The sequence below is a fragment of the Novosphingobium barchaimii LL02 genome, assembly GCF_001046635.1.
In the GTDB taxonomy this organism is placed as follows: Bacteria; Pseudomonadota; Alphaproteobacteria; order Sphingomonadales; family Sphingomonadaceae; genus Novosphingobium; species Novosphingobium barchaimii.
Genome location: NZ_KQ130453.1, coordinates 796,129 through 808,967, shown reverse-complemented (window position 1 = coordinate 808,967; position 12,839 = coordinate 796,129). Strand labels below are relative to the sequence as shown.

Sequence of the window (12,839 nt, the reverse complement as noted above, 5' to 3'; positions counted from 1 at the left end):
GAAAACAAAGACCCCCCGGCGGGATATTCCGCCGGGGGGTCTTTGTTTTGTCATACCCCAACCCGGGCGAAGGTTCTTCTATGCGGGTTACTGCTGGGCGATGTCCGCGATAGTATCGTTGTAGACGGCTTCGGTCTGCGCTTTTGCAGCCTCATCCGCGTCCTTGAGCTGAAGGTAGAACAGGCGCTGCAGGAAGTCCTGCCGGCGCTGCTCGCGCTCCTCCAGTGCGTCTTGGTCCAGTTCGAGCGCTTCGATCCCGGCGGCAAGGTCGAGGCCGGAGCCCTTGGCCACGCGTTCAGCGGAATCGAGGCGGTCGCGCAGGACGCACATCTCGTTGGCGAGCACCATGATCATCGACATCGCGGCATCGAGGCCGGGCGTGTCGTAGAACTGCGGGCGCTTGCCCTTGGCGTGGCGGATGACGTGCGGGCGTTCTTCTTCAGTCATGGTCATGTCGTTCACGCGGCGAGCGCCTTTTCTTCGGGCTTGTGGGCAATCAACACCTCCCAGCCCCCGCCGGGAGCGAACTCACCGGCGGTGAAATCACGTTCGGCGACGTGCTCGGAGGCTTCCTGGCTGTAACCGGCTGCGGCTGCGGCGAATTCCATCACGGCCATCGGGGCGGTGTCGAAGCGCACTTCCGCGCGGTCGAACCCGGCCTTTTCGGCCAGTGCGACCTGGTCCATGTCGCGCATGGCGCCCCAGAACGGCTCGTTGTTGTACCAGGTCTCGTTGTCGAGAATGAACTGGGTGAACGGATCCATGAGGTCGAACGGGGGAAGGTCTGCGTGGACCATCATGCCGCCGGGTGCGAGCACGCGGAAAGCCTCCTGGAAGATCTTCGGCATGGCCTTGCCGCTGGTTTCGTGCAGCAGGATATGGCTGACCACGAGGTCGAAGTGACCATCGGGGAAGGATGTGTTCTCGGCGTTCATCTGCGCGAAGTTCACTTCCTGGCCCATCGCGGCGGCGCGGGCGTGGGCATAGCGCACAACCGGTCCGCCCACGTCGATGCCCCAGACCTCGGCCTCGGGGAACAGTTCCTTGTAGGGCAGGGTCGAGTGGCCCACCGTGCACCCCATGTCGAGGATGCGACGCGGCTTAAAGTCCGGCATCTTGCGCTTGAGGTAGTTCACCACAGAGCGGCCCATGTCGTCGTTGTCGGGGCCGGTATAGCCCATCGCATAAAGGTAGACGCCCCGGTCGTAGAGCGCGCCGACCGAAATGTCGTCGGCGCAGACCTCGGAGCAGTAGCCGCCGGGCATGCAGTGGATGTCAAGCGCGGTGACGTAACGGGGAGGCTCGAAGCCTTCGGGAATCAGGAGCTTGGCAGGCGTCGAGGCTGAAAGTTCCTTCGCCTTTTCAATCAGCTGGGGAAGCTGGCGATCGACCGATCCGTTGACAGATTCCCACAGCAGTTCCTGCGCGATGCGGTTCGCGGCGGCATAGTGCTGGAAATACAGGTCATCGACCATGCCAGCGCGGATGTCGCGGCGGTCGGCAGGGGCGCGGCCGTTGGCTTTTTCGAACGCGCGAGAAACGCGGGTTTGATAAACGGGGGTGAGGCCAGGCAACAGGCCCGACTGGATGAAGCCCTTGAAGCTTTTGGCGAATTCCTGGCGCGATGCCTCGTCTGCCGTAGCCGTGGGCAAGGCCGAATGGGCCGATTGCTGGAAAGTGTTGAGCATGGTTGCGACTCCGCTTGATCCTGTGCGCGCGGCCTGTTGTGCGGTGTTGCGGCCGCTATGGCAGCGTCGGCACCGCCGGCTATCCGCTTGGCGACCAACGCATCCTATCGCGATGTCGCCGGCATTCAAAAGCGCAAAAACCGCACGAGTAGATAATGGAATCCAACAGGGGGTCATCGAATGGACGATATGAAGTTCTCGCGCCGCGAAAGCCTCGGGCTTGCCGGGCTTGCAGCAGGGATCGCCGCCGCGCCCTCACTGGCGCAGGCGGCCACGGCGGGCCCCAGCAAGGCGACCCCGGCATTTCGCACCAAGATCGATTTCAAGGATCCCGAGTGGAACCGGGACGTTTATGCCCGCCTTGATGCCGACATCGATCCGACCAAGGAAAAGTGCGGCTGGCTGAAAGGCAAGGCTTACGGCGTGCGTCCGAACGAGCCGGTTCGTCAGCTGTTTGGCGTCGAAGGGTTCAGCTTCGTGCGGACCAAGCGTCTGGAAGATGGGTCCTACCGCCGTATGCTGCGCGAGATCGTGTTCTACCGTGATCTGGAGACCGGCAAGATCCTTGAAACCTGGGACAATCCCTATACTGGCGAAACGGTGAAGGTGGTGCCGATCGCCAACGATCCGTTCAACTTCACCATCAGCCAGTGGGCGCCCGAGCCGCCTTCCTACGGCGGTCTCAACAAGGACAAGCCGCCGCGCAAGCCGTTCCTGCAAGACTGGGAATTCGGCCCCAACGGCACGATGATTCTGCGTACCGACATCGACATGCAGTATCCCAATGCGCTCGATCCGGCGAAATGGGTACGCGAATCCGCTGGCGCCATGAACCGCGTGTCCGAGCACTTCATCTACACCGTGCAGCGCAAGGACGTTGAAAACCCGCGCCTCACCCATATCCCCCACATCGGTGCATGGAGCCGTATTACGCCGTGGTTGCCGTGGATGTTGATGGGCCAGGCGGAAGGCCATGTGAACTATTTCACTCACTTTCAGACGATTGAGGACGGTGTGAAGGGCCTTCCCGCCGATCTGGTGGCCGCAGCGCGCGCGATGGACGAGAAGTGGCTCCATGCACCCACCGAGGATTACGGCCCCTCGCTGTCGAGCCTTGAAAACTATGCTCGCGAACAAAAGCCTGCGCCAGTTCCGGCCGGTTGGACACCGCCCAAGCCGCCGCCCGCAGCAAAGGCGCTTGTCCGCAAGCCCGAGTAGACCCTATCCGAGGGTGCCGAAACGCATCTGACCACACCGAACGGCCGGCGGGGATGACCCGCCGGCCGTTTCTGTTCGGCCATCGGACAGAGGCATGCGGGCCGAGCCTTTACCGTCATTCCGGGGCACTCTCCGGCGCATGATTGAAGATGGATGGAAGCGTGGATGGCTGAACTGAAAAATTTTCCTACCGGCCCTCTAGGGATTGCGGTCATCGGCTGCGGCCGCATATCTGGTGCGCATCTTGCCGCCGTGGCTGCGCTGCCGGCTCAGGTTCGCCTTGTGGCTGCGGTCGATGCAGACCTTTCCGCTGCACAGGCCGCGGCCAAACCGGCGGGGGCGCCCGCGTTCGCTTCGCTGGACGAGGCGCTGGCCTTGCCCGAGGTGGAGGCGGTGCTGGTGGCCACACCCAATGCCCTCCATGCCGAGCAGTGCCTCGCGGCGCTGCGGGCAGGGCGCCACGTTCTCGTCGAAAAGCCGGTGGCCGAAACCGGAGAGCAGGCCGCTGCCCTGGCGCGCGAGGCCGAGGCGCGCGGACTGGTTCTCGCGGCCGGGCACACGTTCCGTCACAATGCCGCCGTCCGCCATATCATGGACAACCAGGAAAGCTTCGGCCGCCTGCGTACGCTGGAAGTGTCATCCTGCGTCAAGTGGGACGGCCCGCAGGCACCGTGGTGGGCAGAGCGCAAGCCCGAGGAAGGATTGATCCTTTCCCTGTTCGCGCCGCACGCGCTGGATTTCGTCCAGCTTGTCATGGGACAGGATGATCCTGTGCGGGTCCATGTCGAGGCGGCGCGCCACCAGTCCGGCTGGCAGGGAGAGGACGAGGCGATGATCCTCATGGCCTATCCCGGCCGCCGTATGGCGAGCGTCCATATTTCCTATAACCAGCCCTCAGTCCTCGATCGCAAGGTGCTGCATTTTGATAAGGGCGTGCTCGAGATCGAACACGGCGAGATCCTCAGCTGGAACGGCGACGTCCTGGTTGCGCCGCCCGAAGGCGTGCTGATCGATCCGCGCGCGATGGGCGGGCGCAAGCTGGAGCATTATTTCCGCGATCAGCTGCGTGAATTCGTCGCTGCCGTGCGGGGCGAGGTGCACCGCTGTCCGACCGGCCACGACGCCGCGCGCCTTATTGGCCTGATCGACAGGGTGAAGGCATCCGCACGCGCCAATTCCGCTGCCGATGCGATCGACCCGCCGCTGGACGTTGTGCCTGGATAGGGCCCTGGCCTGCAATAACTGCCCCTACGCGTTCCGCCGCAGCTTTCACTGATTGCGGCGATTGACCGGCCATGCTCCCAGTCGCGGCCCGGGTACTGCCCGCATTTCACCACCAGGCTTATCAGCTGTATGACGAAAAAGGCCGGACGCTTGCGCGCCCGGCCTTTCTGTCTTGTCTTTTAATCGAAGATCAGAATTTGACCTTCGCTTGGATACCGGCAGTGCGCAGTTCCGGCAGGCCGAGTACCAGCGCCGAGCTACGCGCAGTGTACGCGAAGTCCGGCGTGAACAGGAAGTTGTCGGAAATCGAAATTGGTTTCTTGTTATTGAACACGTTGTTGACGAACACTTCGATCGAAATGTTGCCATGGGTCAGTCCGGCTCGTGTATTGAAGAAATGCACATCCGGGCTCTTGGCAAGGTTGGCTTCGTTCGACCACTGCCCGGACTTGAAGTTCCAGTCGCCACGCAGGAACCAGCTACCGCGATCCCAGCCTGCGATCTCCGTTCCGACCTGGACGCCGACGTTGGCGGAGTACTTCGACGTGTTCTTCATTTCCTTGCCGGAGAAGTCGTAGATCCCTGAAAGCGCGCTGACGGTTGTCGAGGCGAACTCCTGGATGTCGCTGTCGTTGAAAGCAGCTGCGGCATCGATGGTCAGGAATTCGGTCGGACGCCAGGAGGCTTCAGCCTCGATCCCGTACAGATTGACAGAACCTGCGTTCGCCGACGTGTTGACGAAGCTGAAGCCAGTGGTCTGCGTGGCGTCCGGAGCGACGATCAGCACGGCATTGATCAGCTTGCGCCACTGGGCATAGTAGGCGGCGGCGGTGTAACGGAAGGTGGAACCGATACGGCCCTTGATGCCCACTTCGTAGTTGGTGACCTTTTCGGGATCGATCGCAAGCCGGCCACCGGCATCGAGCGCAGCCTGCTGCACAGGGCCAGTGTTGGACAGGATGTTGGTGTTGAACTGCGCCGGATTCACACCCTTGGCCCAGGATGCGTAGACCATCAGATCGGGGCTGACCTGCCAGTTGGCGATCACGCGGGGCGTGAAGTTTTTGTAGGTCTGACCCACCAGCAGTGTGCCGCCGGTGTAGAAGCCGGCCGGGATGAAGGCGCTCGATTGGACAGTGAGGCCCGAAGGACGAGCGAACGATTCCAGCTTGTCGATCTGGTAACGGCCTTCGACGCTCAACGACAGGGTGTCGGTCAGGTCGTAAGTGGCACCGAAGAAGAAGCCGGTGGTCTTGTTGCGGCTAAGACCGCCGGGGCTGAGAACCGCCGCGGTTAATGCGCCGCTGCCGCCGCCAAGACCTTGAAGCTGGTCGGCGCTCAGGTAGCTGACACCGACGACGCCGTGGACCGGACCCTTGTCATACGACAAGCGGCCCTCGACCGAGAAATCCTCGATCTTGCGTTCGATCAGGTAAGGGAAGTCGAAATAGCCTTGGCCGAAGATCTCCGAAGGGTTGATGACCCCGTTGCGGTTATAGTCGTATCCGGATGGGAAGGCGCGGGTGTCGTAGCCGTCAAGGTCGATCAGGGTGGTCCAGATTTCTCTGTTGTAACCGGCCAGAGCCGAGAACTTCACCGAATCCGTCACGTCCCAGTCGAAGGTGGCATGGGCATGCTTGGTCTTGCGCAGCAGGCCGTAGCCCTGGACACCGTCTTCCGGATTGACCACTCGATTGGTACCGATCGCCAGGAATTGGCGGATGAAATCGGTGTTCGTGACGTTGGCGGTGACGGGGTTACCGATGCTGGGGATGGTGCCGCAGAAGTAGTTGTTCCGCACAGGAGCGCCCGCAGGAAGTCCGGTGGTGGGGTTGATCACGCCGCGCGTGTCCCCGGTGAGCGTGCAGTTCGACTGGCCAGCTACGACTACCTGACCCGACGGCGCAACGGCATCATAGGCATAAAGCCGCGTCTGGGCGGCGGGGCCGTCCTTGTCCTCGCTGAGCATACCGAACAGCTTGATGGTCACGTCCGGCGAAGGGGTGATCGCGACAAGCAGACTGGCGACCTTGGTCGACTGGTCGCCCAGGGTCTGACCGTCGTAGTTCTTCCAGGAACCATCCTTGGAGAACTTCTCGCCGGCGATGCGGAACGACATCAGGTCCTCGATGATCGGGCCTTCGATCGAGCCGCGCAGACGCCAGTTGTCGCGCGTCCCGATCATGCCGAGCACTTCGCCGCCCCAGTCGTTGCCGGGAACCTTGTTGACGACGTTGATCGCGCCGGCAAAGGTGTTGCGGCCGAAGTAGGCGCTTTGCGGGCCCTTGATGATCTCGATACGCTCGGGGCTGGTGACGGCGCTGAGCTGCGAAGGCGAAGACACCGCGACGCCGTCGATAAACATCGAGGTGGTGGTCGCCAGCGTGGTCGACGGGGTCATGCCGCGCATCACGACTTGCTGGAACGAGCGATCGGCGTGGCCCGACGAGCTGTTGTTGATGTTGATGCCCGGGGTCGACTGCGCCATGTCGACGACCGAAACGATGCCCTTGGCATCCAGCGTTTCCGAGGTGATCGCGGTAACCGTGACGGGAACCTTCAGAATGTCTTCGCCGGTCTTGCGGGCCGTGACGATGATGTCACCGCCCACGCTGCCGGATGCCTGGGCCATGGCCGGGGCCGCCCAGGCCATGCCTGTGACGAGCGCCATCGTGGAAAGCGTGGACGCGAGACGGATTGTGCGAGAATTGCCAGTCATGTTTTCCCTCAATGCTAATCAAAGGACGCACGGTGCGCGTCGCTCTAAATCGAGTCCCTGCTGCTTGAACACTTGTTTTTATCGGCAGCGAGTGAAGTCTGCTTGAGTGCAGCTTTCTAACTCGATGTCCGTACTGTTTCGAAATACATATATTTAATATTGTATATTTGTTTTCTGATATTGGATCGCATCATTGCGTGAAAGCGAATGTGCTTTTGAATCGTCTTCCCTGTTGTCCGGTTTTGGCCTGGTGGGGCGGCGTACCGCCTTTTCTTGCACTGATAGATTTACTTGAGTCTCGTCAGAATGACGGCGAAATTGATGCGTGTTCGCCTGTCGGATGCATGGGGGTGAGAAAAGGGCGGTCGTTCAACGCCCGCCCGAGACGTCGAGCGTAGTGCCGGTCACGTAGCTGGCTTCCTGCGAGCAAACGTAAAGCAGCGCGTCCGCGACTTCGCGCGGGGTGCCCAGCCTGTGCATGGGAACCATGCGGAACGGGCTGTAATCAAGGCCTTGCTCTTCCATGGCGCGCAGGAATGGTCCGGCCAGTTCGGTGTCGATGGGGCCGGGTGCGACTGCGTTGATGGTGACGCCGCTGTCGGCCAACTCTATCGCAAGATCGCGGACAAACCCGGTCACGCCCGCCTTGGCGGTGGAATAGGCGCAGGCCCCCATGTGCAGAGCATTCCATACGGTGCCGTTGCGCGCGCCGGAGGAAAGGCAGGCGATTCGTCCGTAGCCACGCTCGATCATGCCGGGCAGAATCGCCCGCGTGCACAGGAACATCGAGCGCAGGCTGAGACGCATGGTGTGGTCCCAGTCTTCGACCGAAAGGTCCCAGATGCGTCCGGGACGGCCGCCGCCGACGTTGTTGACCAGAATTTCGACGGGGCCGAACGCATCGGCGTGGCTGAAAAGTTCGGCGACCTGGGTTTCTTCGGTGACGTCGGCGACGTGGACGAGCACCTCGCATCCGGGTGCGAGCAGTGCGCGCGTTTTCGCGAGGTTTATGGGGTCGATGTCGGTGAGGACCAGCCGCGCGCCTTCCTCGGAGAAACGGACGGCGCAGGCGCGCCCGATGCCAAGACCGGCGCCGGTGATGAGCGCGGTGCGGCCGGCAAGGCGGCCCTCGCGATGAGATGGAGAGTTGGGGTTCGTGGACATGGGGCGATGCTAAGGGCCGCCATGCCGGGAATGCGGGCCGGGCAGTCTATGACCGCCCGGCGGAGAGTGTGTTCAGGCCTTGAGGCCCTCAAGGAAGGCCACGACTTCGGCTTCGCCGACGACGTCGGCATACTTGGCATTCATGTCGAACAGGTTCGCTTCATGCGGAGCGGCATGCCGGTCGCCGCAGGCTTCGGCGACGACGGCGGTGCGAAAGCCGTGGCTCATGGCATCGACGCAGGTGGCGCGCACGCAGCCCGATGTGGTGAGGCCGGTCAGGATCACACTGTCGATCCCCGCAGCCGTCAGTGTCGAGGCTAGCGAAGTGCCGAAGAAAGCGCTGGGGTACTGCTTGGAGACCACCAGTTCATCGTCGAACGGCTCCAGGCCGGGGCCGAAGGCGCCCATCGGACTGCCCTTGAGGAAGTTCTTCAGCGGCATCGCCTTTTCATAGAAGCGGCCGCCGTCGAAGCCCGTGGGGTGGTAGACCACGTTGGTCAGCACTACCGGCACGCCTGCCGCACGGGCGGCGGCGCGCACGCGCAGCGCCGATTCCAGTGCCTCGTCCACCTCGGAATAGAGCGCATTTCCCGGCTCGAAATAGGCCTGGCAGAAATCGATCATGATCAGCGCGGGGCGCGATCCGAAGCCGACGCGGTTGTCATAGGCCTTCTTGTAGTTGGCTAGCAGGTCTTCCTCGCTGCTCATGCGTCCTGTTCCTCTTGATAAAGCCACGGCTGTACGCGGCGCTGCCCCTGTTCGAAGGCGTCGATCGCAGGGCTGTACTGGTTGATGATCTGGTCGGTCTCGTCCCAGCCGTTGAGCATCGCCATGCGGCGTTCGGCAGGGATTGAGAAAGTGCGCGCGCCTTGTCCGTCCACCCGAAGTTCCTGGGTTTCGAGGTCTGCGGTGAAGACGGCGCCGCTTTGCGCTGCCTCCATCAGCGCGGCGACATCGTCCTGCGGCAGCAGGATCGGCAAGACGCCATTGCGCAGGCAGTTCGAATAGAAGATTTCGCCGAAGCTGGACGATATGACCACGCGGGTTCCGCGGCCCAGCAGCGCCCAGACCGCCTGTTCGCGGCTGGAGCCGGAGCCGAAGTTCGCACCTGCGACAATCACCGGCGCTTCACGGAACTGCTCGGAATTCAGCACGAAGCCGGGCACTTCCTTGCCTTGTGCATCGAAGCGGCGATCATGAAACGCATATTCGCCCAGCCCGGAGCGCGCGGTGATGAGCAGGAAGCGCGCCGGAAAGATGATATCGGTATCGATGTTCTCCTCGCGCATGGCGGCGGCGAGGCCGGTGACCGTCTTGAACGGCCCCTTGTCTGAAGATGTGCTGGGCATCAGGCGAAATCCCTCACGTCGGCGAGATGGCCGGAAACGGCGGCGGCCGCCGCCATGGCCGGGCTCATCAGGTGCGTGCGGCCACCGGGGCCTTGCCGCCCCTCGAAGTTGCGGTTGGATGTGCTGGCGCAGCGCTCGCCGGGGGCAAGGCGGTCCTCGTTCATGGCCACGCACATCGAACAGCCCGCGAAACGCCACTCGAAACCGGCATCGCGAAAAATGTGGTCCAGCCCTTCGGCTTCGGCGAGCGCGCGGGTGGCGGCGGAGCCCGGCACGACGATGGCGCGTACCCCATCCGCCACCTTGCGGCCCTGCGCGATGCGGGCAGCGGCGCGCAGGTCTTCGATGCGGCCATTGGTGCAGGAGCCGATGAAGACATGGTCGATCGCAACGCTGGAGAGTGGCTGTCCGGCTTCAAGCCCCATGTAGGCGAGCGCCTTCTCGGTTTCGCGCCTTTCGGAAGCATCGGCAATAGCGGCCGGGCTGGGCACCATTGCGCCGATCGGCAGGGTCTGGTTGGGGCTGGTGCCCCAGCTCACCTGCGGCTCGATCAGGTCGAGGTCCAGCGTGACGATCCTGTCGTAAGCTGCGCCGGGATCGCTGGCGAGCGTACGCCAGTAGGCGGTCGCGGCCTCCCAGGCTGCTCCCCTGGGCGCAAGCCGGCGGCCCTTGAGGTAGGCGAACGTCACTTCGTCGGGCGCGACCATGCCCATGCGGCTGCCTGCCTCAATGGTCATGTTGCACAAGGTCATGCGCTCGGACATGGCCATGCCGGCGATGGCGGGGCCGACGTATTCGACGGCATGACCCACTGCGCCATGCGCGCCGATCCTGGCGATCAGGGCGAGCGCGATGTCCTTGGCGTCGATCAGCGGATGACGCTTGCCGACAAGTTCGACTTTCATCGTGCGCGCCTTGCCCTGCGGCAGCGCCTGCGCGGCCATCACAGTGCCCTGTTCGCTGGCGCCGATCCCGAAGGCAAGCGCCCCGAACGCGCCGTGGGTTGTCGTGTGACTGTCTCCGCAGACCACGGTGGTGCCGGGCAGGGTGAAGCCGGTCTCGGGGCCTATCACATGGACGATGCCCTGCTCCGGTCCGGTGAGATCGGCATAAGGCACGCCGAATTCGGCGACGTTGCCTTCCAGCTCGGCGACTTGCGCACGGGCCTGCGGATCGGGGATTTCGCCGCCGCGGGTCCGGGTAGGGACGGCGTGATCCGCCACGCCGAGGTGCGTTTCTGGCCGGCGCAACTTGCGCCCGCTTTCGCGCATGGCAACAAAGGCCTGCGGACTCGAAACTTCGTGGACGATGTGGCGGTCGATGTAGAGCAGACTGTCGCCGCCGGGCAATTCGGCGACGACGTGGCTGTCCCACAGCTTCTCGTAAAGCGTGCGCAGTGCGGTCATGGTTCGCTCCTAAGGGGGAAAGCCATGCCGCGGAGGACGGCGGCTGGCAATCTCCGACCAGCGGGCAATCGGAACGCGATTTCGGCTATTGCGGCAGCTTCGGCGTTCCCGCCTCGACATAGGCGGCGACAAGCTGGGCGAAGCGGTCCGGCACTTCCAGCGGCGGGTAATGTCCGACATCGGGCATCACCACCTTCGAAATCTGCGCGTGCGAAAGATAGCGCGTGATTGCAGTTACGGCCGATTCCGGCAGCAGCGGGTCGGCGCCGCCCCAGATGAGGAAGGCCGGCTTGTCGATCTTGGCCATTTCCACCGAAGCCTGCTTGCCGTCGCCGATGCGGGCGATCAGTGCGATCAGGTTCTTCTCGGGCACACGGCGGTAGAAGTCGTAATATTCCTTGCGCGTCTGCGCGGAAATGCGGCTGGCATCTCCCGCGAAGTAGCTGAGGAACTGGTTCCAGAAATCCTGATCGCGAAAGCCCGTCTCCTTGGCGCGTGCCTGCGCATCGAGGAACGCCTTGGGCATGACGAGGTGACTGGTATCCACCGGGTCGGACGGCGTGTTGGACAGGATCAGCCGCTCGACCATGTCTGGCCGGCGGGCGGTAAGGTACATGCCCATGGTGCCGCCGCTGGACACGCCGACGAACGTCACTTTCTTCACGCCCAACTTGTCCAGCAGGGCGATGGGAACGTCGGTAGGCTGAAGGGCCTTTACAGCCTTGTCGGTGGGGCCATCGGATAGGCCATAGGACGGCAGGTCAAAGCGTATCACGCGGTATCGGCTCTTGAGAACCTGTGTGATCCGGTCCCATGTCCGCAAACTGCTTTCCGAACCGTGGACCATGAGCAACACGGGCGCATCGCGCGGGCCTTCATCCTTGTAATGGATGGTGAGGTCGCCCACGGTCAGGAACCGGCTCTGGTCGTCCTTGTAGAGCTTGCGCAACTCGGCAACCGTCAGCCATGGGTGAGGCTGGGCGCTTGCAGACGGAGCTGCGGTCGAGGCAGACGTCCCCTGGGCGGCGGCAGGCTGGATCGCGCAGAGCGACAACGCGATGGCAAGGGCGGTAGGGCTGAAGCTGCGCAGTGACGGCACGTTTGTTCTATCCTTCAACCAGTGGGCGCTTCGGCGGTGAGGTACGCAATAAGGTCGTAACGCGCCGCTCCGGTGCGCCCTGAAAATCAGGCTGTAATATCCGCCTGGAGAGTATTTCCGGCCGGGTGCAGGAACGCGGCTACGGCATCGGCCCAGGCTTCGGGCTGTTCGTCGACGATGTCCACGCCGCTGCCTTCAAGGGCCGCATAGGCGAAGTCGGGGCGGAGTGCATGGGCGGCAGGTGCATGGTTGTGGATCACGTCGCCGGTATTGGTGAGGATCATGGCCGGCTGGGTCACCAGTGGCAGGCGGGCGGCCTGATCGTACGTGAACGCAGCGTGATGGCCCCACCAATATGCGCCCCGGCCCACGAGCGCCTGAACCGCGTAGTCGCTCAGGCGTTCGGGCGGGATCGCGCCTTTCGCCAACCAGTCGCGCACCTTGACGATGTTGACGATGTGGCCCGCTTCGGGTTCTGCATGGAAGGCCTTTTCCTTCTCGTGCAGGCCTTCCATGAATTCGCGCAGGCCGGCTTCGTCGACCAGCAGGGGCCCATTGATGATGAGCGCGCTCACTCGCGAAGGGAACACGACAGCCGCCTCGGTGGCGGCGAGCGCGCCGGTATGGTGGCCGAGGATCGCGGCTTTCTCCAACCCCAGCGCATCGAGCACTGCGGGCACGACCTGCGCATAGTCGCCGATGGTCGGTGTATCGGGAGTGGCATCTGAACCGCCGAAGCCGGGCATGTCGATGCCGATCGCCCGGAAGCCGCGCCGGGCCAGCGGCTCATAGACATAGTCGAACTGCGAGGATGTCATGGGAGCCTGATGCAGCAGCAGCAGAGGGGCGCCGTCTCCCAGGTTCTGGTAATGGACCTGCCCGAAAGGACCGTCGGCATAGCCGCGCCGGGTGATGGGCTTGGCAGGCAACTGGCTCGAATTCATGCGGCTTCACCTTATGGGGCCTGGGCGT

The 12,839-nt window shown here is 63.2% G+C and carries 11 protein-coding genes; 2 read left to right on the top strand and 9 right to left on the bottom strand.

The features are described 5' to 3' along the window. Positions 1 to 87: 87 nt before the first annotated feature. Positions 88 to 453, bottom strand: a complete 366-nt coding sequence (locus V474_RS10175) for a hypothetical protein (RefSeq protein WP_059151501.1) — start codon at positions 451 to 453, stop codon at positions 88 to 90. Positions 454 to 458: 5 nt separating this feature from the next. Continuing rightward, positions 459 to 1,688, bottom strand: a complete 1,230-nt coding sequence (locus V474_RS10170) for a class I SAM-dependent methyltransferase (protein WP_059151373.1) — start codon at positions 1,686 to 1,688, stop codon at positions 459 to 461. A 180-nt stretch (positions 1,689 to 1,868) separates the two neighbouring features. Between V474_RS10170 and V474_RS10165 the strand changes: the two genes are divergently transcribed. Continuing rightward, a complete protein-coding gene (locus V474_RS10165; RefSeq protein WP_059151372.1) occupies positions 1,869 to 2,906 on the top strand; it encodes a DUF1838 family protein in 1,038 nt (345 codons plus the stop codon). 165 nt (positions 2,907 to 3,071) lie between these two features. Continuing rightward, positions 3,072 to 4,130 carry a Gfo/Idh/MocA family protein gene (locus V474_RS10160; protein WP_059151500.1) on the top strand — a complete coding sequence of 353 codons (1,059 nt, stop codon included), beginning with the start codon at positions 3,072 to 3,074 and terminating at the stop codon, positions 4,128 to 4,130. 190 nt (positions 4,131 to 4,320) lie between these two features. Here V474_RS10160 and V474_RS10155 read toward each other — a convergent pair whose 3' ends face one another. The 7 genes from V474_RS10155 to V474_RS10125 all read right to left on the bottom strand — a co-directional run bounded on the left by V474_RS10155 (position 4,321) and on the right by V474_RS10125 (position 12,811). Further along, entirely contained in the window at positions 4,321 to 6,849 is a 2,529-nt protein-coding gene (locus V474_RS10155; RefSeq protein WP_059151371.1) for a TonB-dependent receptor, read from the bottom strand. A gap of 369 nt (positions 6,850 to 7,218) precedes the next feature. Beyond that, on the bottom strand, positions 7,219 to 8,013 hold the full coding sequence (locus V474_RS10150; RefSeq protein ID WP_059151370.1) for an SDR family NAD(P)-dependent oxidoreductase: 795 nt from the start codon (positions 8,011 to 8,013) through the stop codon (positions 7,219 to 7,221). Positions 8,014 to 8,085: 72 nt separating this feature from the next. Then, complete coding sequence (locus V474_RS10145; protein ID WP_059151369.1) at positions 8,086 to 8,721, bottom strand: isochorismatase family protein; 636 nt, start codon at positions 8,719 to 8,721, stop codon at positions 8,086 to 8,088. After that, positions 8,718 to 9,362, bottom strand: a complete 645-nt coding sequence (leuD, locus tag V474_RS10140; protein WP_059151368.1) for a 3-isopropylmalate dehydratase small subunit — start codon at positions 9,360 to 9,362, stop codon at positions 8,718 to 8,720. The genes V474_RS10145 and leuD overlap by 4 nt, the downstream gene beginning before the upstream one ends. Continuing rightward, on the bottom strand, positions 9,362 to 10,768 hold the full coding sequence (gene leuC, locus V474_RS10135) for a 3-isopropylmalate dehydratase large subunit (protein ID WP_059151367.1): 1,407 nt from the start codon (positions 10,766 to 10,768) through the stop codon (positions 9,362 to 9,364). Before leuC ends, leuD begins: the two co-directional genes overlap by 1 nt. Before the next feature lie 85 nt (positions 10,769 to 10,853). Further along, on the bottom strand, positions 10,854 to 11,867 hold the full coding sequence (locus V474_RS10130; RefSeq protein WP_082699712.1) for an alpha/beta fold hydrolase: 1,014 nt from the start codon (positions 11,865 to 11,867) through the stop codon (positions 10,854 to 10,856). 86 nt (positions 11,868 to 11,953) lie between these two features. Then, the gene (locus tag V474_RS10125; protein ID WP_059151366.1) at positions 11,954 to 12,811 is read right to left on the bottom strand and encodes an alpha/beta fold hydrolase; all 858 of its coding nucleotides are present in this window, start codon (positions 12,809 to 12,811) and stop codon (positions 11,954 to 11,956) included. Positions 12,812 to 12,839: the final 28 nt, after the last annotated feature.